Raw genomic sequence first — 20,715 nt, 5'->3', positions numbered from 1 at the left:
CTCCCTTTCTTCGAGAGTGTCCCTTTATGGAGCAGTGGAATAGGCTTAGCATATGTCAAAATAAAGATCTCATCCGTCATCTTCCTTAGGACGCCATCGTTTAGAAATTCGTTTATTGGCTTCAGATGATTTATAATGAATACAAAGACATGCGGATGAACCCATGTTATCTTCACATTTCATAAATTTACTCTAGTGTCCACGGAGAAAGGAAGAACATAATGATGAACGCACCACATCCAATTGATCAATTCAAGAAATTTAAATATGAGATTACGCGGTTTATGATGATTTATAAATTTGCACTTGATCAGATGGAAACGAAGATTGAAGTGCTTAAGGAAGAATTCCAGTCTTTGCATGATTACAGCCCTATTGAACATACCAAATCAAGATTGAAATCGCCTGAAAGTATTATGAATAAGATGTTCCGCAAAAATCATGAATTAACCTTCGAAAGTATTAAGAAGAACATTAAGGATATTGCAGGAGTTCGCATTACCTGCTCGTTTATTTCCGATATTTATCGTATTAAGGATATGCTCTGTAATCAAAGTGATCTACGTGTTCTAGAAGTGAAGGATTACATTCAAAATCCGAAACCTAACGGTTACCAGAGCTTGCACTTGTTGGTGGATGTGCCTGTGTACATGTCCAATGGGGAAGAGCGAGCTTGCGTGGAAATTCAGATTCGCACGATTGCTATGGATTTCTGGGCCAGTCTGGAGCATAAGATATTCTACAAATACAACAAGGATGTTCCAGAGCATCTGACAAGAGAGCTGAAGAGTGCTGCGGATTCTGCGAATGCGCTTGATCAACAGATGGAGAGATTGCACCGCGAGATCCAGGAGATCAAGGATGCGGAGAATGACCGGACTGAAGAAGAGCTGCGCCGTATTATAATCAACAATCAGCAATTTACGTTGCCTAATAATTTGCTCAAGTTACTTGGAAACGGAGAGCAGTAACGTTATGCGTGCAAAATCGACATCGGCTTCATTAACCAACAATTCAACCTCGCGTATACGCATGGCACTAATTCTAGGGACATTATCGGCCTTCGGGCCGTTGTCTCTGGATATGTATCTGCCCGCACTGCCAACGCTGGCAGCGGATTTTCAATCTTCAACGTCTTATGCACAGCTGAGTCTAACTGCTTGTATGGTTGGACTTGCTCTAGGACAACTGCTCGCTGGACCATTGAGTGACGTTCGAGGACGCCGCACTCCGTTGATTGCTGGATTGTTACTCTACACGATCGCCTCTATTCTTTGTTTGGTTAGCCCAACGATGGGCTCTTTTGTTGTATTACGTTTCATTCAGGGTGTTGCAGGAGCGGCAGGCATCGTGATTTCTCGTGCAGTCGTCCGAGATGTTTATGACGGACCGGAATTAACACGATTTTTCTCACTGCTGATGTTAATTAACGGAGTAGCGCCAATTGCTGCGCCAATTATAGGTGGTCTATTACTAGAATACACGTCATGGCGAGGCGTATTTATTTTATTAAGTCTTATCGGGGTACTGACATTATTAGCAGTCATTTTTGGCTTGGGAGAAACCCTGCCAGCAGATCGAAGATCCAGTGGTGGATTGAAGCAGACGCTGGTCACGTTCCGCCAAATTGCAAGTAATCGTTTATTTATGGGTTATGCTCTGACTCAGGGATTTGTAGGTGCAGGTATGTTTGCGTACATATCAGGTTCACCATTTGTGTTGCAGAAAATATATGGCATTTCGCCACAGATGTTTAGTCTCTGCTTCGCGATTAATGGCCTCGGAATTATATTAGCTAGTCAGATTGCAGGAAGGCTTGCTGGAAAGGTATCCGAGACTCGTTTGCTAATTGCTGGCTTAAACGTTGCCGCATTGGGAGGAACTTCTCTATTTATCGCAATTCTAGCGAAAGGCAACCTGATCTCAATACTCATTCCATTATTCCTAGTGGTATCGAGTGTGGGTCTTGTTAATACAGCTTCATTTGCACTAGCGATGGCTAATCAATCCAAGTCTGCGGGAAGTGCCTCCGCACTGATTGGTGTAATGACCTTTATGTTTGGAGGAATTGTGGCTCCACTTGTTGGACTAGGTGGTGAGGGAACGGCGGTCCCTATGGGGATTGTTATTCTCTGTGCTGATCTTGGGGCAGTGCTTATCTACCTCTTGATGGTTAGAAAAACAAGTAAACAGCAAGTGGCACACTGAGACATTAAGAGAAGCAACGCCCCATTCGGAGAGATCATCTCACCGGATGGGGCGTTTGTTGTTCTATGTTCTAGCGCGGATCTATAACTCCGAAGGAAGCGAGTCTTGAGACACGTCCTAGCAGAGGGAGAACAAAATTTGTGTGTTCAGCAAAATACCTGGGGTCTGGAATGGATAGAAGTAACCAACCACGAATCCGAACAAATTAATGGCAGGCCACATCAGATAGACATCATTGTATGTGAATACAAGAGACCAGCGATTGTAACAGAACGGGTTCAGCACGCGCTCTTCATTGTTCCGAGGTGCCGATACGCCTGATTGTGCAAATTGCACAGCTTGTGTCAGGCTTTGTGGCTGCTGCTGGATAAAGAATGGAAGTAGGCCGGGACTGCTTTTAATTAAATTGTATAAGAAAACCATCTCTGCTGGAGGCTGACCCACTGGCCGAGGATACGCGCTTAGTAAAGTGGGGAGGTTACCTTGTGCAAGTTGGGCAGGAACGCCTGGCGCTGTACCAGGAATCCCTCCTGGAAAGTAAGGGGGCTGACCACCTGTGCCTCCACCTGGAATAAAAGGAGGCAAGCCGCCGGGAGCGCCGGGAATGCCCGGGATCGGTTGACCTGGGATGCCAGCTGGCGTTCCTCCTGGGAAAATAGGTGGTAATTGAAATGAGCGATCTTCCGCATAGGTGGAATATGTGTTATATGGGTAACTCATCATCGAACATCCTTCCTGTCTGCTTAGTCTGAAATCAGCATATGAAGGCATCTGCCCATAGGTGATGAAGGATGTTAAATTTAACTTGATGTCACGCTTTGAAGGGACGACTGTGATATCGACGATATTGACTTCTTTTATGATAACGATTATCATTGTCGATGGAATCGCATAAAAGTATACGTATGTATAATATGTGCTGATGTTTAGGGGAAATCGGATTCGTACGAAAGTATTGCGGTTTTAGAGAGGTACATATCGAAAGGGGATATTTACGTGTTTAACAAGAACAAAAAAATGATCGTACTCCTCATTACAGTGATGATCATGTCCATCTGGTTAGCAGCTTGCGGAGCGAAGCCTGCAGACCAAGAGCCTTCTACGGCAGGAGAGAATACAGCATCCGAGTCTGAGACGCAGACAGAAGCACCCACAGAACGAACCATGACAGATGCTATGGGGCATGAAGTCCAGATTCCTGCTAATCCGGAGCGTATTATCGCTTCTTATCTAGAGGATCATTTAGTTACGCTTGGTGTTAAGCCAGTAGCTCAGTGGTCTGTAACTAAAGGGGTACAGCAATATTTGCAAAAGGATCTAGAAGGGATTCCACCTATCGCATCGGATCTTCCATTTGAGGCTGTAGTCAGCTTCAGTCCAGATCTAATTATCATTGGTACCGAGGACATGGTTGAAGGTGAGAAATATGAGCAATACAACAAAATTGCACCTACCTTTGTGCTGGGTGAAGAGGTTTATAAAGACTGGCGCAAGACGTTACTAAAAATCGGTGAAATTCTGAACAAGAGTGACGAGGCACAACAAGTGCTGGACAATTACGATCTCAAGGTAAACGAGGTTAAGGAGAAAATAAACACGGTTACAGGTGGAACCAAATCGGCTGCTGCCATTTGGTTAGTCAACGGGAAGTTCTTTATGGTTAGTGACAATGTATCCAGTGGAGAAGTTATGTATAATGAGCTTGGTTTGGCTAAACCTGAGGTCGTGAAGGAAATATCAGCTACAGCAACAGGCAACTGGTCAGCTATTTCCCTGGAGAAGCTTGCAACTATGGATGTTGATTATCTGTTCTTCGTTAACAGTGATGTGGGCACAGGGGCAGAGGCTTTGAAAGATCCGGTATGGCAGAACATACCTGCAGTGAAGAACGGTAACCTGTTCGAATTCACTCGTGAAAGTAGCTGGTTGTACAGCGGAGTTCAGGCCAACACGCAAATTATGGAAGACATCCAGAACAGCATTGTTAAATAAAAAATAAATTACGCTACGGCTATGTCAGTAGTCGAATCGAACTCTTTGGTGCAATGATGCCAAAGAGTTTTTGTTATTCCTGTACGGCGTGTTATATAATAACGGAGCAGTACATATGAGTTTTGTTTTAAATAAACGATGGATATAGAGGAGAGGCGTTGACAGCATGTATACATTAGATCCACAGCAATTAACGGCTAAAGATAATTATAAATTCATGAGTGGCTCTGTAGTGCCACGGCCAATCGCATTTGTCACGACGTTATCGCAGGAGGGAATTGTGAATGCTGCACCGTTTAGCTTTTTCAACGTAGTCAGTTCAGATCCCCCACTGTTATCAATCTCAATTGGTCGCAAGGCTGGTGAAATGAAGGATACTGCTCGCAATATTTTGTCTGGTAAAGAACTGGTTGTACATATCTGTGATGAGTCAATTGTAAGCGACATGAATGAAACGGCAGCAATGTTAGAGCCACATGAAAGTGAACTTGACCGAACCAACCTCACAACTGTGCCAAGTACAGTGGTTGCTGTACCGGGCATACAAGAGGCGCTTATTCGAATGGAATGTACATTGCATCAGCATATTCCCATTTCCAACGATGAGGGTGCACCTGTCAGCGATCTCATGTTAGTACGGATTGTACAATATCATTTCAGTGAAAATGTGTATGATCCTGCCACGAAGTACCTTTTGATGGATAAACTGAAACCAGTCAGTCGACTGGCAGGCAATGACTATGCCAAGCTTGGGGAACGATTTACAGTAATTCGACCTGTGTGAGTGGGAAATACCTTTAAGAGGAAATTGCTATAAGTGATATTAATCTGGCGGGCATCATGTGCAAATGTACATGGTTGTCCGTTTTTTCGTTGTTTGCCAAACATAAAGAGATTTCGGTCTGAATAGACTTGTACTATATTCTGTCAAGGTTTCCAATCTGATATTAGAGGAGCATGGGTATGGGGTATCGCAGCCTAACTGTGCTTGTGAGCCGTTATCCCCGGTTCATTATATGGTGCTGGCTTATTATTATTGGGATGTCTGTCACTTGGGCGATGAAATTACCCAGTGTTGTTGACGATCATGGATTGAAGTTGATGCACGGGGATGCTCATCAGGTTGAGCTTATGCTTCATGAGCAATTCAATATCCCTGTTGATCCGGTCGTGGTTGTTTTTGAGAAGAAAAAGGAAGCATCACAAGCTGAGTTCCAAGTATGGATTCAGGCTCATCTCGAACACGCACAGCAAGTTCCCGGTGTCCATGCGATCATCTCTCCGCTTGAACTACGCGGAGCACACATGCTACGTGAAGATATAGCTTACGCGTTGCTAGAGCTGAATGCTACAACCGATCAGAAGAGTGACGTAATTCAACAATTGCACTCCGTGTTAACGGAAGATAATACAGGGACTGTTCAATTGACTGGCAAGCCTGTCGTACAGCAGGACGTGAACCGTTTGAGCTTTCGTGACCTGGAGCACGCTGAGGTGGTTGGTGTGCCACTGGCTCTAATCATTCTGTGGTTCGCCTTCAGGGGATGGAATGTCGCTCTGATCGCAGTCATGATGGGAATATCCAGCGTGGTGATTGCCATGGGAGTAACGACGCTCATAGGTCATCAGGTGGAATTGTCTAACTTTATTATCAATGTCATTCCGATGGTGGGTATGGCGCTAAGCATTGATTTTGCCCTCATCATTCTAAGCAGGTATAGAGAAGAGCTAAGTAAGGTTCGAGACATGCACTCCGAAGTATATCGGGAAGTCCTTCAACGTACCATGCAAACGGCAGGTAGAGCCGTGTTATTTTCTGCTGCCTGTGTATTTCTAGGCTTATTGGGTCTGCTCTGGATTCGATTACCTATGTTCATGAGTGTTTCACTAGGAGCAATAACCGTCTTAATCATTGCGGTGCTTCTTAATATAACGCTACTACCTGCGATTCTCTCGTTATATGCTAATCTTATTTTCAAACATATCAAAATCTCGTCATCCCAACTTTCGGATCAAGGTAGCAGCATGTGGCGTCGATGGTCAGGTGCTGTCATGAAGCGACCCATTCGGATGGTCATAATCGGAACAGTGGCTTTGTTATTATGTGTTTTACCCGTGTCTAAACTAGACATTGCCGTTCCTGATGCAACATCCCTACCTATTCAGACCGAATCACGTCAAGCGATGGAGAAGGTGCAGAGCGTATTTGGTCAGGGAGAGGTTTCATCCGTCGATCTTGTCATTGGTGGCACGGATAAGTCATTAAGTAAAGCCCATTGGAACAGTGCTTTGTATAAATTTCAGGAGCTTCGACAAGATCCGAATGTCGTTGATATTGATTCACCTTGGAGGCAGATGAACCCTGGTGTGGTGAATTCAGTTTCAACCTTGGAGAAGCTGGGTTATGTCTCGGATCGTGCGATTCGGATTAAGGTAACTGTGAAGGGAGAACCCGGTTCAGATCAGGTAGCCGCCTGGATTGAACGGATGTATCGACATGATGCTGTAAATGGTGTGAAGCAGGGTGTGCCCATCCATTATGGTGGAGAAGCTGTTGATCAGTACGAAATTATGAAAGAGCTCGTTACTAAGCTGCCCAAAGTGATTGTTTTTGTCGTGGTATCCAACTACATGGTCATGCTGGTTGCTTTCCGATCATTAATTATTCCCATCAAAGCGATTGTAATGAATATACTAAGCCTGATCGCTTCCTTTGGCATTCTGGTCATGATATTTAACCAAGGACACTGGGGTATGGAGCCTTCGCCTATTGCTATTATGATTCCTGTTTTTATTGCTGGCTTGGTATTTGGCATATCCATGGACTATGGTGTATTTATGCTGACACGTATTCAGGAGGCATACCGCCGAACAGGAGACAGCGATTTGGCTGTGCAGGAAGGCCTTTCCTCAACAGGTCGACTTATTACGTCAGCAGCAGCCATTTTGCTTGCGGTGACCATTCCGTTTGCTTTTGGTGATGTAGCGGGAGTGAAGCAACTTGGAATCGGGATCACGGCTGCAGTTCTGATTGATGTCACGATTATTCGTCTATTGCTTGTTCCTGCATTAATGAAACTGATGGGGAGATGGAATTGGTGGTTTCCTGGCCAAACGAACAAGTTATAAATAGCATGAATTGGCGATAAAGGAACAATAATGTTCAACTCCCAGGCTATCATTGTGATTTATAATGTAGGTTAGAACGATTAGCTGAGTGTAGGAGGGAGTATTCGGAGATGTCTACGATTGAATCCTATTTGAGAGAGCGAACAAGCCAGCAGGGACGTTCAACATTTCAGCCCGGTGATTCACTGGAGCAGTGGAGTAGTCAGTTAAGATTACGGATAAAAGAAAGGCTTGGTGGGTTTCCAGATATCGCATCTGCATTAAACCCAGTACAACTGGAGCATACCGCATGCGACGGATACACTCGTGAACGAATTGAGATCACAACGTATGAGGGGCTACGTATGCCTGTATACCTATTGATTCCGACTGAAAGTGATGCTTCCTCTGAAAACAGTATTCGACCTGCAGTCATTGCTTGCCACGGTCATGGGTATGGTAGCCGAGAAGTGACTGGAATGGAGCCGGACGGCACTCCGCGTGTAGGTGATCCGGGATTACACAAGGATTTTGCAGTATCTCTCGTGAAGCGAGGGTATATCGTTGCCGTTCCAGAATTGCTCGGTTTTGGCGACCGTAGACTGGAGGAAGATCGCGACGCAGCACCTGGCGTAAGCTCCTGTACGAAGATCGCTGCTCATCTGTTGATGGTTGGGGAGACGCTGGCTGGGCATCGGGTCTATGAGATGATACGTGTGTTTGATTATTTATCTGAGAGAGCTGATGTTGCTTCAGATAGGATTGGAATGATGGGTATTTCGGGTGGTGGGCTTGTGACGGCATTTACGGCTGCACTGGATGAAAGATGCCGTGCGGCGGTTGTGAGCGGGTATGCCAGCACGTTTCAGGGCAGCATATTAGATCGCAATCATTGTTTGGATAATTACATTCCGGGAATTTTGCTGGAGTCAGAATTACCAGACATTATCGGATTAATGGTACCCAGACCATTATTTATTGAAGCGGGCAGTGATGATCGGGTATTTCCACTATCTACAGCGAGAGAAGCTTATACTCGGTTAACCGAGATCTATGAGCGACAAGGAGTAGCAGACGTGCTGGATGCAGATTTTTTTGCAGGTGGACATGAGATCAGTGGTGCGAAGGCCTATGACTGGCTAGAGAGAGTGTTGTAAGAGGTGCTTCGGAGATTGTGTTAGCTTGAGATGAAGATGAAACCTAATATGCCTTGGAGGAGATATGCAATGAACAGATGGGTGAGGTCGGTAAGAGTTCTGCTCAGTGTTACTTTGTTTGCTGGGGTGTTAGCTAGTGGGTTCGGATCAAGCGAGAGAACAGTTGCGCATGCGGCAGGTAATGAATACAAATTCGACTTTGGTGCTGGTTCGGTTGAGAACGGTTACATTGGCGTATCTGCCTCGGATGCGTATACATCTGCAAGAGGGTATGGCTTCAATACCCCGTCACAAATGCGCAACGTGTCAGCATCAGGTACAGGCGTTGCCAAGGATGCTGTACAGTTTCTCACATACGGTACCAAGAGCACCAATACATTCAATGTGGATCTGAACAATGGCCTCTATGAGGTGAGGGTGACCCTAGGCAATACAGCAAGAGCAAGTGTCGCTGCGGAAGGAGTCTATCAAATCATAAACATGACGGGCAATGGAGCTACTGACCGGTTTCAAATACCGGTGACCGACGGTCAGCTTAATTTGCTCGTAACGGAAGGCAAGGAAGGCACTGCATTTACGCTGAGTGCGCTTGAAATACGGAAAATCTCAGATCAGGCGGTAACGAAGCGCACCATCTATATTGGTGGCGATTCAACGGTAGCGAACTATTATCCCTTGAGCAGTAGCATCCAGGGGGGATGGGGGCAGTTATTGCCTTCCTATGTCAATAACGATACGTTTCAGGTGCGTAACATGGCTTCTGGAGGACAAATTGCACGAGGATTCCGTGACGATGGACAGATGGAAGCGATTCTGAAGTACATCAAGCCAGGAGATTACTTCATCCTGCAGCTGGGGATCAATGATACCAATGCGAAGAACAATACCACGGAGGCTAAATTTAAGGAGATCATGCGAGATATGGTGGTGCAAGCCAAGAACAAGGGAGCCACGGTTATTTTATCTACTCCGCAGGGAAGAGCAACGGACTTTAATTCCGCCAACGTGCATAGTGCAGAGAATCGGTGGTATAACCAAGCTACACGAGCACTGGCTCAGGAAGAGAACGTAACACTCGTTGAACTAAACAAGCTGAGTTCAGCTTACTTCACCTCCATTGGTCCTCAAGCAACGCTGGCGCTCTATATGACTGGAGACAGCCTGCATCCTAATCGCCAAGGGGCATCAGAGCTAGCACGCATTATGGTGAATGATCTGAAAAGACAAGGATTGAATGGCTTCTAGGTTAAGTTAAAGTCTCAGATGGACACTCCCATTGAAAATAATTAATCATATAAAAGAAACGGCGCTTTTTTCTACATAATGTAGCGAACAAGCGTCGTTTCTTTTTCTAAGTGGCAGTTATGCGAAACTTTTAAGTGCGTGTTCAAAAAGGGCGGTTTTCAGTACCAAGAAGATGGGATAAAGATAGAAATGGAGTAGCGGAGCGTAGGCAAAACTACGTGAGCAACGGACATTTCGGCTGAATCCCATATCGGGCGCTGATCATGCCGTTAGGCATGCTTCGTAATCAAAAGCGAACTTTTTGAACAACCTCTTTAAGGAATGTAAACATCTAAATAACGTAAGGAACGAGGAGGCAGACAATTCATGGGAGGAACGAATGTATGGGATGCAGAGTGGGAGGTTAACGAAGAGCAGGCACGGACACTGATCGGCAGACAATTCCCTCAGCTGTCATCGAAACAAGTGAAGCGATTGGGCTGGGGCTGGGACAATACGGTTTTTCTCATCGGTGAAGAGTATGTGTTCCGGTTTCCAAGAAGAACGATTGCAGTTGGCTCGATTCGTATGGAAGGGAAGCTGTTACCGAAGCTGGAGACATATATGACCATCCCCTATCCGAAACCGTTGTTTTATGGTGAAGCAAGTGACGAATACCCGGCACCGTTTCTTGGTTATGCCTACATGCCAGGAGATTTCCCAATCGGTTTGACGGAAGAACGCCGGGCTTTATCGGCAGATACACTGGCGAAATTTTTGCGGAGATTGCATGAGTTTCCGGTGCAGGCGGCGCTGAAGTGCGGAGTTCCGCAAGATCATCGAAACTTGACGGATATAGCATCGCGCAAAGTGAAAATGGAGGGCTTTCTATCGAAGCTGATTGAACACTTGTCGCCGGAGGAGTCTGATGTGATTGAAGCCTATATTAGCAGGCTGCAAAAGGACCGTGTCGAGGCGGTGAATACACTGCTACATGGCGATCTTCATTTCAAAAATATGCTCGTGAATGAGAACGGGATCGTTTCCGGTATCATTGATTGGGGCGATCTGAGCGTAGGTCATCCGGCTTGCGATTTGAGCGTTGCTTATAGCTTTTTACCACCTTACGCTCGCGGCGTGTTTTTCGAAACGTACGGAGGAGCGGACGAGGAAACGAAGCTGCTGGCGCGGCTGATCGCGGTATACATCCCCATTCTGATCTTAATGCAAGCGATCGATGACGGGAATGAAGCGATTGCGGTAGAGGCGAAATCCAACATCATGCGGGCACTGTCGGATTAGATTAAGAAATGAAGAAGATACGCACTACTAGTATTAAAGCAAATACACTACATAAAAAGACCTGCATCATCGCAGGTCTTTATTTCATGTTATGAGGTTACTCCATCATGTCCTTCTCTTCATGGTTAACCTTCTTACCTTTCAGTAATGGTTCGAGTTCATCTTGAATGCTCTGTTCCCAGAGAGGTACATCTGTACGGTAGGCAGCACGCCCGTTGAGATGCCCTGCAACAGGAGCAGTGATGAATACAAACAGGATACCTAATAATACGCGTGCACTGATGTAGTTATCGAAGATCCAGAAGAAGAAAAAGGCTCCGCTTAACACACACAGGACTCCAAGAGTCATACTTTTGGTTGCGGCATGCGCTCGTAAATAGACATCCGGTAAGCGAATGAGGCCAAATGCACTGAAGGCACTCAGTAACGCCCCCAGCAGAACGAGTAGACCAATGATAGTTTCAGCGGCTCCATTAACGATCTCCATCATTTTTGAACACCGCCCCCCGTTCGATATAACGTGCAAAGGCTACCGTACTTAAAAATGCGAGAATGCCAATCAATAAAATAATATCCAAATAGGCTTGTGTCTTAAGCATCATGGATAATACAGCTACAATGGCAATGACATTAATGCCTATCGTATCTAGGGCTGTGATCCGGTCTGCCATTGAGGGTCCTCGAAGGACACGATACAGACAGCCGAGAATAGCTAGCGATAGAATAAGCAACGAAATAAACAGCAGTGAGGACAACATTAACGTGTCACCTCCATGATTGCTTTTTCAAACGTGTTCTTGATATCATCTCTGAGCTTTTGTTCATCCTTAATATCCAGAGCATGGATAAACAGTTTACGTTGATTTCCTGAGATTTCGAGTGGCAAGGAACCTGGTGTTAGCGAGATCAGCAGACAGAGCAGGGTGACTTCCCAATCGGAAGATAGTTCTGTTCGATAGGTGAAGATACCTGGCCGAATATCAAGCTTAGGTTTAATGATCTGACGGATGACCTCAATACTGGCTCGCACCAGTTCTTTAAGCAGCAGTATAAGCAACTTGATGATCGCCCAGACGCGTACACCATACAACCGTTGCGGGAAGAAACGTCGCATGCCGCCAATGAGCAGCAAACCAAGTAAATAACCAGTAATAAAACCAACACCGTTCCATGCATTGTTCAGAAACATCCATACAAAAGCGATAATAAGATTGAGTATTATCTGAAAGGCCATACGCATCTACTCCTTCAATACGGCATCGATATACAGATTCGGATGCAGTAGAATGTCGCCTGCGCGCGAGGTTAATTGGAACATGCCTTCAGCCCCCACACCCATCACGATGATAAAAATAAACAGGATACCCGCAGGAATCAGCAAACCATTCACCGGATAAGGTCGGCGTACAACGCCTGCTGGTGGCTCACCCCAGAACGCCTGGATAAAGATACGTAGGACAGAGTAGAGCATTAACAAGCTGGAAAGTACCGCTATTCCTGTTAGTCCGTACAAGCCGGTCTGCAAGCCGCCTTCGAACAGCAGCAATTTACCTGGGAAGCCACTGAATGGCGGTATACCCGCTAATGCAAGTGCGCTAATGAAGAACATCCAGCCAAGCATTGGATAGCGTTTAATGAGGCCGCCCATATTGTCGAGTCTGGATGTGCCTGCGACTGCAATCAATGCGCCGCCTAACAGGAAGAGCAATGTTTTGATCAGCATATCATGCAACATGTAGAAGAGCAGACCTTCAAGTGCCGTACGACTGGCCGATGCCATGCCGAAGGCGACAAAACCGACACCTGCGATAACGTTGTAGATCAAAATTTTGTTCACGTCACGATAGGAGATTGCCCCAATAACTCCCAGGATCATGGTAGCTCCGGCCATCCAACCAATTAAGGCGTGGAAGAAATCCGGATCATGATAAAAGATTAGAGTGAACGTACGCACAATCGCATACAGACCTACTTTGGTTAATAGTCCAGCGAAAAGTGCTGTAACGACGGCTGGCGGAGCCGCATAGGAACCGGATAACCAGAAGAACAGGAACAATCCAGCTTTGATACTAAAAACAATTAAGAACAGTACAGCAATAAGTGTAACGACACCACTCTGACCGACCTCCGCAATTCGAACCGACAGATCAGCCATGTTTAATGTGCCAGTGATGGAATATAAGAAGCCGATGGAAGCAACAAAGAGTGCAGAAGAAACGATGTTAATCAGGACATATTTAATCGTTTCCTGTAATTGTCGCTCCGTACCTCCAAGCACGATTAAGGCATAGGAAGAGATGAGCATCAATTCAAAACTTACGAATAAGTTGAAGATATCCCCCGTAAGGAATGATCCGTTTACTCCAGCAATCAGAAAGTGAAAGAACGGATAGAAGTGATGCTCTTCCCGTTCCTTGTTGACACTGCGGAAAGCGTAGAGAAGGCAGGCTAACGCTATAATGGATGCGGCAACAACGAGCAGTGCTGATACCATGTCGGCAACAAGGACTATACCGTAAGGGGGCGCCCAGCCTCCCATATTCAGCGTTTGAATGCCTGATTGGGCTACTTGAACAATTAACACCGTTGAAGCTGCGGCGGTAAGCAGAAGTCCAACAACACTGACGAACCGCTGAATGCTAACCTTGCGGAAAAAAAGGATAGCGATAACGCCTGTAATCAGGGGCAGCAGAATCGGTAGAATAACAAGATTATTCATATGGCCGCCCCCTTACTTCTTCCATATCGTCCGTCTTCAGTTTCAAGTAAGAACGGTAGGACAGAACAAAGAAAAAGGCAGTTAGACCAAAATTAATAACGATTGATGTCAAAATAAGCGCCTGGGGCAGCGGATCAACATAACGTTCCGCCTGTTCCCCAAGTAGAGGTGGAGCTCCGGTCTTGAGGCGAGACATCGTAATTAACAACAGATGCACGCCATGTGTAAGAATCGACATGCCAAGTACAATCCGGAGCAGGCTCCGCGATAAGATTAAGAAGACGGCGACCGCAAACAGAATGCCAACGGCTACACACATCAATATTTCCATATCAGCGATCCTCCCCGATCTGTAGAATAATAGTCATGGTGACGCCAAGGACGGCTAGATACACGCCTATATCAAACAGCATTGCCGTGGCAAGTTCAGTCTCTCCGAGTAAAGGGAGTTCAAAGTAACCAAAAGTTTGGCTGAGGAACGGAGCACCGAACAAAAATGACCCCGCCCCCGTCAATAAGGCAATTGCCAGACCAATCGATGTCAACACACGAAAATCAATAGGCAACGCTTTGCGAATCGTATCTGTACTAAATGCAAGGGCAATGAGCACGAGTGCAGCAGCTGTAACGAGACCGCCGATAAATCCGCCACCTGGATTGTGATGCCCCGCGAAGAACAAGTGCAAGGCGAAAGTCAAAATAATAAATACGACAACCTTGGTCGTGGTTTGCAGCAATACATCATTACTTTGCAAAGGAACCGTATCCCAGGAAGATGTAGTTCCTTCCCGATTTCCATATTTCTTGGTGTTATCGTCATTATCGTCAAGCTCGACCTCATTCTCATCTGTTGTTTCTTTCTTACGGAATTTCAATCGTGCGCCCAGATCTTTCGCTTCTAGATTCAGATTGATCATGGAGTAGATGGATAATGAAGCCACACCGAGCACCATAATTTCAAGTAACGTATCGTAACCACGGAAATCTACGAGTAATACGTTAACGACATTTTTACCACCAGCCGAGTTGTAAGCTTCTTCAAGGAAGAAGGTCGAAATGCTCTCCAATGAGGCTGTTCCGCTCGCCGCTAATGCTACAAACGTCATGACAATCCCGACAGCTACTGCCACAACTCCGTTTACAGTGAGATATCGACGGCTTGACTTACCCCGCTGAAGCTCAGGCAAATGATAGAAACAGAGTAGGAACAGAGCTACAGATACGGTCTCTACGATCATTTGAGTCAATGCCAGATCCGGTGCTCGAAACAGAACAAAGAGCAGGGTTACGAGGTATCCGACCGCTCCGGTCATAATAACCGCGGATAGCCTATTCTTGGCAAAAGGAATGGATACAGCCGCAGCAATAAGCGTAATCAGTAATACGGCTTCATAGAACGAGAAGGGCGCATTGCCCTGGAAGTTCCAGGTTATATTTTCACCAGAACGGAAGAACGCATACACAAGAAGTGCAACCGTGAACGAAAAGATGTACACCAAGTAATTGCGCACAGAGCCGTTCATATATGCTTCCGTCCATTTACGAGCATAATGTTGTAAGTTATCAAGCACGACATGATACATATTGTTAATGGTTAAACCTTGTGGATAATGCTCATACAGGTTTCTCCATTTAGGCAACAGTTTATATAATGTAACACCCAGTGCAATGACACCGGCGGTCATAATTAGTTCTGGCGTGAGACCATGCCAGAGGGAGAAATGCACATCGAATCGTTCGTTGCCACTCAGCAGTTGAGGCAATACTGCAGCCATCGCAGGTTCAATCAGTGTCATTGCGACTAGGTTCGGGAAGAGACCGAACACAACGACCAGAATGCCAAGCGTGACTGGTGGAATGAGCATGCCGATCGGAGCTTCATGCATTTTCTCAGCAGGTAGCTCGCTGCGGGTGCTTCCTAGGAAGGTTTTGAAAGCAATAATCAGTGCATAAATTAACGTGAACACACTCGCCAGCCATGCAAACACGGGTAATAGGATGCTCCAAGAGCCAAGTCCAAAAATTCGCAGATGTGTGATTTCCACCATGGCTTGGAAGAACAATTCCTTGCTCAGGAAGCCGTTGAATGGCGGAATACCGGCCATCGCAAGTGAGCCGATAAGAGCAACTGTGAAGGTGATTGGCATAAATGAAGCGAGCCCACCGAGCTTGCGAATGTCACGTGTTCCGGTTTCATGATCGACAATACCAACGACCATAAAGAGTGCCGCTTTGAACGTGGCATGATTAAACAAGTGCAGTAAAGCCGCCGTTGTGGCCACCGTATACATTGCGGAGGATTCACCGTATCCGAAGTACAGAGCGGCTGACCCAACACCGAACAGGGACATAATTAAGCCAAGCTGAGAAATCGTAGAATAGGCTAAGATCGCTTTAAGATCATTCTTCTTAACCGCTAAAAAGGAGCCATAACAGAGAGTTAGTATACCTACCCCAGTGACGAGCCAAAACCACAGTCCTTGGCCGCCAAAAATAGGCGTAAATCGTGCAACAACATAAATACCGGCTTTGACCATCGTTGCGGAATGTAGATACGCACTAACGGGAGTAGGGGCTTCCATCGCATCCGGTAGCCAGATGTGAAACGGGAACTGTGCCGATTTGGTAAACGCACCAATGAGTATGAGTACCAATGCAGGCAGAAATAATGCGTTTTCCTGAATCTGTCCCCAATCTGCAATGGTGGCGCGAATGCTGAATGTACCTGTCATCAGATACATCAGCATGAAACCGGCAAGCATCGCGAAGCCGCCAAATACAGTAATCAGAAATGATTTTTGCGCACCCGAAGTAGATGCTTTACGTTTGTAATGAAAGGCAATCAGCAGGAACGACGTAATACTGGTTAATTCCCAGAAGCCATACAGCACAATCATATTGTCTGACAATACTACGCCGAGCATGGCACCCATGAACATTAATAGATACAGGTAGAAACGATGCAAGGCTTCCTTCTGATCCATATAATAAATCGAATAGAGTACAACGAGTATGCCGATACCAGTGATTAAAAGTGTCAGCAGAAGACTCAGACCATCCAGATAAAAGTTAAAACCGATATCGAGTGATGGGATCCATGGAATTAATCCAGACACATTGTTACGTTCAGACACGTCAGAGATGAGACTGACAAAATAAACAAATAATGAAACTGGAACGAGTAGAACTGCCCATCCCATATGTACTTTTCGGAAAAAGCGATGTAGCATGGACAGCAACATACCTACAACAAAAGGCAAAATAACAGCAACATGAAGCAGGCTCAACATTACACCCCCAAATTCTAGTTGAAGTTCTTCTGTGTGTGACAAACATGCTAAATGAACATTGTATTACATGCTTGCTCTCTAAATACATAACCCAAGTATGTATATACAGAATCGTGACTATTCTTTGAATGGAAGAAACTCGTACGAATTTACGCAACATATTGTATGGGAATGTATAATAAAAAAGCACATCAATTCCGATAAATATGAAAACGAAATTGGTGACATCCCATGTACCTTTTGCAACATGATTATGTTATAAAAGCAAGATGGTTTCACCGTTTTACTGGAGGCAATGATGTCATTCAAACTTAGAACTGTACTTACTGCAATCTTTGCTACGTTATCTTTGCTTGTATCGTTAACAATCGGTTATATTTTCAGTCAAAAGTCGTTCCTTGCAGTGGAGACGGAAATCGGACACTCGTTAATGGGTACTGCTTCACAAGCATCTGACAAATTAGATCGTTTTATGTGGTCACGTTCAGGTGAACTGGATCTGCTAGGTCGAATGGCTGCGCTGGAGGATCGATTCGAGCCTAGTGAAATTCAGATGTTATTGGATCAGCTTCAGGATAGCTTTCCCTCTTATTCCTGGGTAGGATACATGAATCCTAAAGGAAAAGTTCTTGCTGCAACCGATGGTATTTTGTTAGGGGAAGATTTATCCGAAAGACCTGTGTATCAGGAAGGGATTAAGGGTAAATTCATTGGAGATGTTCATAATGCGGTGTTGCTTGCGAAACTTCTGCCTAACCCCACAGGTGAACCGCTGCAATTTGTCGATATAAGCTTTCCAGTAAAGGATAGTGATGGCAATACCCGTGGTGTTCTCGCTGCACATTTGAGCTGGGCTTGGGCGAAGGAAGTTGAAGACTCCATTCTTGCTCCGTTGCTTTCTGAGGAGAAGGATATTGAATTTTTTATTGTGAGTAAGAAAGAAAACACGGTGCTATTAGGACCGAAAGATTGGTTGGGTAAACCGTTAAAATTAGCTCAAATCCAACAAGCACAAATGAACAAAAGCAGTTGGACAACCGAAAAATGGCCAGATGGAAAAAAATACGTTACTGGATTTGCGTATAGCCAAGGGCATTTGGATTATCCAGGACTCGGATGGACGGTAGTAATCCGCCAGGTTCAATCCACCGCTTTTGCGTCTGTATCAGATATGCTCTGGTTCAACATCTGGTCAGGGCTTGCAGTTACGCTGTTATTTGCACTGATTGGATGGTGGGTTTCCCGTAAAATTGCGGCTCCATTGATGCGCCTTACACGAGTAGCTAATCAGCTTCGTGCTGGAGAAGAAGTACAGATTCCAGAAAATAAGGGGTTTGGAGAGATTGAAGAACTATCTCGTTCCCTCAGGGAGATGGTCGTTTCACTAAAAAATAAAGACTCTGAGCTTGTTGTAATGCAGAATTTGGCGCACTTCGATCAATTAACCGGTTTACCAAACCGGACGGCTCTTGAATACTACCTGGAAGAGTCGCTGGAGACAGAAAGCGTGGATCACACACTCACCTTCCTCTATCTTGATCTGGATGGATTCAAAAGCGTGAATGATTCCCTTGGTCATCAAACGGGGGATGTCTTGTTACAAAAAGTAGCTCAACGTCTCAATGCGCTAAGTCAGGAAAAAGGGATAACTGTCAGATTGGGCGGAGATGAGTTTCTGATCGTGCTTCGTTCAGTGGGAAGCAATCCACGTGAGGAAGCTAGAGTGTATGCGGAGGACATTATCCAAAGTTTGAACAAACCTTTTGTAATTGAATATGAGCGTATTCAGATTGGATGCAGTATCGGTGGTGCGGAGTATCCAACCAACAGTAACAATCCAAGCGAAATTATTCGGATGGCCGATGAGGCATTGTATGAATCCAAGCGTGCAGGTAAAAATCGGATGACATTTTATTCGGATTTGAAAAGTAACGGGTAGTCCATAATAAACATATGTTACATGCTTCTGTGAAGCAATCGATTAAGGAGGGTGGGGGAAGAATGGCTAATTCGTATACTAACGTGCCATACGGTTACGAACCCCCGGCGGCGAGCCGCAAGGGTACACTCATTTTTTATGATACATTCGAGCAGATCACAGACGAACAATTGGAGCATGCGTTGAACCTCGCGAACAGTCGTGCTTTTGCACAATTAGTGCTCTATCCGCTTCATGAAAGTACATTTAAACGGATGAGATCAGGGAGCATACTGCCTTACTTCAAACGAGAGGATCGGCTGCACGAATGGAGACGGGAACATACAGATGCCCGTATACGTGTAGAAGCGCTTGAGGGAAAGCGGAAGAAATACACACCGATGGATACAGCCTTACGTCATATTAAAGCCGAGTATCCAGCACCTCATTTTTTGTATCTAACCACTGAAATGGCGAATCTGTTCGCTTCCTTCGACTCCTTCAAGGAATGGATCAAAGAAGTGCGAATTATTATTTATGGCCCAGCTACAGAACTTCATCCCAGATTGGAGCAAAATAAGAATCGCTGGGATTGGGCGGAATAACCGCCAAAATGCCATGAATCGAATACATGCTAAATGCCAAAAAAGTTGTGCTGTTAACCGTAATGCGGTTAATCAACACAACTTTTTTTGATTTTGACCATTCCTATACACCGGATACGTCAGACTTTAGATTTGGCAGATCAAGGGAGGTGACGGTTTTGTTTTTTCCTGTCCGTTTGGCGGCATATAGGCACGCATCAACCTCTTCAAACAACTTGTCCTTTGAGAGGTGCGGGCTATAACTCTTGAGACCAACACTAACGGTAACAAAAGCACCATCAAGTTCGAGATGTCCCATATTCGCAATTTTTTGCCGAATCTGCTCTACCATCGCATAAGCTTGCTCAAAAGACTGCTCGAACATTAAGATGGCAAACTCTTCTCCACCGTAACGTGCCGCAATATCACTTGAAGTTATATTTTCTTGAATGATTAATGAAACTTTCTCTAAAATAACATCGCCCACGCGATGTCCGTAGGTATCATTAATCGCTTTGAAATCGTCGATATCGATTAATGCGAGGTGAAGACTCATGCCGTTATTGGCGTATTCATACGCTTTATCATAATAATCCTTGAATGAACTTTGATTATACAGGTTGGTTAATCCATCTGTTTTGGATTGTTTGGCCATAATAGCATTTCTAACGATCAGGTCTTGTTTAGCTAACATGCTGTCCTTGAGATCATCCAGAACTTCAATACTGCTGGTAACAATGACTTGAGCAACATAAGTGCCGGCAAGCAGGAATACAGGTATGGAAACGATATCAAATGAACTTAAAAACTGGCGATAGCTAGGCACTCCAAGTAATAGAAGATAACCTATCATCTGCATGACAAAAGAGACCCATACTCCTTTTTTGTTGAAGAACAACACGGAAGAAAATATAGGCAACAAACATGCAGCTATAATAATCCGAATGTCATAATTGACATGAATGATCGTCCAAGCAATGATGGTGCTGGCTGCCGACATGGCATAAGAGGAATAGGAGCTCAACCGTCGATCAATCCAACTTGCGAAGAGAATACCTGCACTTCCCGCCGCCGTAGGCCAAATGACTACATTCACGATGAAATCGGCTGGAGTGCGATCATAAGCGAGGAATACGTAGCAAGCAATCTGTACGAGTGCATGGAGGCTAATAACAAGCCAGTAGGCTCGTAATATTTTCTTCATCCACTTGGA

Annotated in this window: 18 protein-coding genes; 10 read left to right on the top strand and 8 right to left on the bottom strand. The window is 45.2% G+C overall.

What is annotated here, in order from left to right; all coding sequences use genetic code 11:
- The first annotated feature begins 224 nt into the window (after positions 1–224).
- The gene (locus M3636_RS10110) at positions 225–971 is read left to right on the top strand and encodes a GTP pyrophosphokinase (protein WP_128104422.1); all 747 of its coding nucleotides are present in this window, start codon (positions 225–227) and stop codon (positions 969–971) included.
- A 4-nt stretch (positions 972–975) separates the two neighbouring features.
- Positions 976–2,208 (top strand): multidrug effflux MFS transporter, encoded by a 1,233-nt coding sequence (locus tag M3636_RS10105; RefSeq protein WP_251382362.1) that lies wholly within the window; start codon positions 976–978, stop codon positions 2,206–2,208.
- A 117-nt stretch (positions 2,209–2,325) separates the two neighbouring features.
- On the opposite strand, the gene M3636_RS10100 is transcribed toward M3636_RS10105, so the two are convergent.
- Positions 2,326–2,931, bottom strand: coding sequence for a hypothetical protein (locus M3636_RS10100; protein WP_251382360.1), 606 nt, complete (start codon positions 2,929–2,931; stop codon positions 2,326–2,328).
- 273 nt (positions 2,932–3,204) lie between these two features.
- Here M3636_RS10100 and M3636_RS10095 point away from each other — a divergent pair, with 273 nt between their 5' ends.
- The 6 genes from M3636_RS10095 (at position 3,205) to M3636_RS10070 (ending at position 10,991) form a co-directional block, all read left to right on the top strand.
- A complete protein-coding gene (locus M3636_RS10095; RefSeq protein WP_251382359.1) occupies positions 3,205–4,200 on the top strand; it encodes an ABC transporter substrate-binding protein in 996 nt (331 codons plus the stop codon).
- A gap of 166 nt (positions 4,201–4,366) precedes the next feature.
- Positions 4,367–4,984 carry a flavin reductase family protein gene (locus tag M3636_RS10090; RefSeq protein WP_251382357.1) on the top strand — a complete coding sequence of 206 codons (618 nt, stop codon included), beginning with the start codon at positions 4,367–4,369 and terminating at the stop codon, positions 4,982–4,984.
- Between the two features lie 179 nt (positions 4,985–5,163).
- Positions 5,164–7,329: an MMPL family transporter gene (locus M3636_RS10085; protein ID WP_251382355.1), complete on the top strand. Its 2,166-nt coding sequence runs from the start codon at positions 5,164–5,166 to the stop codon at positions 7,327–7,329.
- A 110-nt stretch (positions 7,330–7,439) separates the two neighbouring features.
- Entirely contained in the window at positions 7,440–8,465 is a 1,026-nt protein-coding gene (locus M3636_RS10080) for an alpha/beta hydrolase family protein (protein ID WP_251382353.1), read from the top strand.
- Between the two features lie 69 nt (positions 8,466–8,534).
- The gene (locus M3636_RS10075; RefSeq protein ID WP_251382351.1) at positions 8,535–9,710 is read left to right on the top strand and encodes a rhamnogalacturonan acetylesterase; all 1,176 of its coding nucleotides are present in this window, start codon (positions 8,535–8,537) and stop codon (positions 9,708–9,710) included.
- 366 nt (positions 9,711–10,076) lie between these two features.
- Positions 10,077–10,991 carry a phosphotransferase gene (locus tag M3636_RS10070; RefSeq protein WP_251382349.1) on the top strand — a complete coding sequence of 305 codons (915 nt, stop codon included), beginning with the start codon at positions 10,077–10,079 and terminating at the stop codon, positions 10,989–10,991.
- Between the two features lie 97 nt (positions 10,992–11,088).
- Here the strand turns inward: M3636_RS10070 and mnhG are convergent, their stop codons facing one another.
- The 6 genes from mnhG to M3636_RS10040 are packed head-to-tail and all read right to left on the bottom strand — an operon-like array spanning position 11,089 to position 16,997.
- Positions 11,089–11,481 carry a monovalent cation/H(+) antiporter subunit G gene (gene mnhG / locus M3636_RS10065; RefSeq protein WP_145409494.1) on the bottom strand — a complete coding sequence of 131 codons (393 nt, stop codon included), beginning with the start codon at positions 11,479–11,481 and terminating at the stop codon, positions 11,089–11,091.
- On the bottom strand, positions 11,465–11,749 hold the full coding sequence (locus M3636_RS10060) for a Na(+)/H(+) antiporter subunit F1 (protein ID WP_056692373.1): 285 nt from the start codon (positions 11,747–11,749) through the stop codon (positions 11,465–11,467). The genes mnhG and M3636_RS10060 overlap by 17 nt, the downstream gene beginning before the upstream one ends.
- Positions 11,749–12,225, bottom strand: coding sequence for a Na+/H+ antiporter subunit E (locus M3636_RS10055; protein WP_251382348.1), 477 nt, complete (start codon positions 12,223–12,225; stop codon positions 11,749–11,751). Before M3636_RS10055 ends, M3636_RS10060 begins: the two co-directional genes overlap by 1 nt.
- A 6-nt stretch (positions 12,226–12,231) precedes the next feature.
- Positions 12,232–13,710, bottom strand: coding sequence for a Na+/H+ antiporter subunit D (locus tag M3636_RS10050; protein WP_251382346.1), 1,479 nt, complete (start codon positions 13,708–13,710; stop codon positions 12,232–12,234).
- Complete coding sequence (locus M3636_RS10045) at positions 13,703–14,041, bottom strand: Na(+)/H(+) antiporter subunit C (protein WP_024631879.1); 339 nt, start codon at positions 14,039–14,041, stop codon at positions 13,703–13,705. The genes M3636_RS10050 and M3636_RS10045 overlap by 8 nt, the downstream gene beginning before the upstream one ends.
- Before the next feature lies 1 nt (position 14,042).
- Positions 14,043–16,997, bottom strand: coding sequence for a Na+/H+ antiporter subunit A (locus M3636_RS10040; RefSeq protein WP_251382343.1), 2,955 nt, complete (start codon positions 16,995–16,997; stop codon positions 14,043–14,045).
- 298 nt (positions 16,998–17,295) lie between these two features.
- On the opposite strand from M3636_RS10040, the gene M3636_RS10035 reads away from it, so the two are divergent.
- Entirely contained in the window at positions 17,296–18,939 is a 1,644-nt protein-coding gene (locus M3636_RS10035) for a diguanylate cyclase domain-containing protein (protein ID WP_251382342.1), read from the top strand.
- Positions 18,940–19,001: 62 nt separating this feature from the next.
- The gene (locus M3636_RS10030; RefSeq protein ID WP_251382339.1) at positions 19,002–19,523 is read left to right on the top strand and encodes a hypothetical protein; all 522 of its coding nucleotides are present in this window, start codon (positions 19,002–19,004) and stop codon (positions 19,521–19,523) included.
- A 103-nt stretch (positions 19,524–19,626) separates the two neighbouring features.
- On the opposite strand, the gene M3636_RS10025 is transcribed toward M3636_RS10030, so the two are convergent.
- Positions 19,627–20,706 carry a GGDEF domain-containing protein gene (locus tag M3636_RS10025; protein ID WP_251382338.1) on the bottom strand — a complete coding sequence of 360 codons (1,080 nt, stop codon included), beginning with the start codon at positions 20,704–20,706 and terminating at the stop codon, positions 19,627–19,629.
- Positions 20,707–20,715 lie beyond the last annotated feature (9 nt).

Origin of the sequence: Paenibacillus sp. MER 99-2 (assembly GCF_023714095.1) — a bacterium.
Taxonomy (GTDB): Bacteria; Bacillota; Bacilli; order Paenibacillales; family Paenibacillaceae; genus Paenibacillus.
Note: the sequence above shows the minus strand (reverse complement) of the source record. Positions and strands in the feature narration are given on the sequence as shown.

Excerpts from the sequence above, each read along its gene's own strand:
- M3636_RS10030 (WP_251382339.1), top strand. The coding sequence starts at position 19,002 with ATGGCTAATTCGTATACTAACGTGCCATACGGTTACGAACCCCCGGCG.
- M3636_RS10075 (WP_251382351.1), top strand. The coding sequence starts at position 8,535 with ATGAACAGATGGGTGAGGTCGGTAAGAGTTCTGCTCAGTGTTACTTTG.
- M3636_RS10080 (WP_251382353.1), top strand. The coding sequence starts at position 7,440 with ATGTCTACGATTGAATCCTATTTGAGAGAGCGAACAAGCCAGCAGGGA.
- M3636_RS10100 (WP_251382360.1), bottom strand. The coding sequence starts at position 2,931 with ATGATGAGTTACCCATATAACACATATTCCACCTATGCGGAAGATCGC.
- M3636_RS10105 (WP_251382362.1), top strand. The coding sequence starts at position 976 with ATGCGTGCAAAATCGACATCGGCTTCATTAACCAACAATTCAACCTCG.
- M3636_RS10045 (WP_024631879.1), bottom strand. The coding sequence starts at position 14,041 with ATGGAAATATTGATGTGTGTAGCCGTTGGCATTCTGTTTGCGGTCGCC.
- M3636_RS10055 (WP_251382348.1), bottom strand. The coding sequence starts at position 12,225 with ATGGCCTTTCAGATAATACTCAATCTTATTATCGCTTTTGTATGGATG.
- M3636_RS10110 (WP_128104422.1), top strand. The coding sequence starts at position 225 with ATGAACGCACCACATCCAATTGATCAATTCAAGAAATTTAAATATGAG.
- M3636_RS10035 (WP_251382342.1), top strand. The coding sequence starts at position 17,296 with ATGATGTCATTCAAACTTAGAACTGTACTTACTGCAATCTTTGCTACG.
- M3636_RS10090 (WP_251382357.1), top strand. The coding sequence starts at position 4,367 with ATGTATACATTAGATCCACAGCAATTAACGGCTAAAGATAATTATAAA.
- mnhG (WP_145409494.1), bottom strand. The coding sequence starts at position 11,481 with ATGATGGAGATCGTTAATGGAGCCGCTGAAACTATCATTGGTCTACTC.
- M3636_RS10085 (WP_251382355.1), top strand. The coding sequence starts at position 5,164 with ATGGGGTATCGCAGCCTAACTGTGCTTGTGAGCCGTTATCCCCGGTTC.
- M3636_RS10060 (WP_056692373.1), bottom strand. The coding sequence starts at position 11,749 with ATGTTGTCCTCACTGCTGTTTATTTCGTTGCTTATTCTATCGCTAGCT.
- M3636_RS10025 (WP_251382338.1), bottom strand. The coding sequence starts at position 20,706 with ATGAAGAAAATATTACGAGCCTACTGGCTTGTTATTAGCCTCCATGCA.
- M3636_RS10050 (WP_251382346.1), bottom strand. The coding sequence starts at position 13,710 with ATGAATAATCTTGTTATTCTACCGATTCTGCTGCCCCTGATTACAGGC.
- M3636_RS10070 (WP_251382349.1), top strand. The coding sequence starts at position 10,077 with ATGGGAGGAACGAATGTATGGGATGCAGAGTGGGAGGTTAACGAAGAG.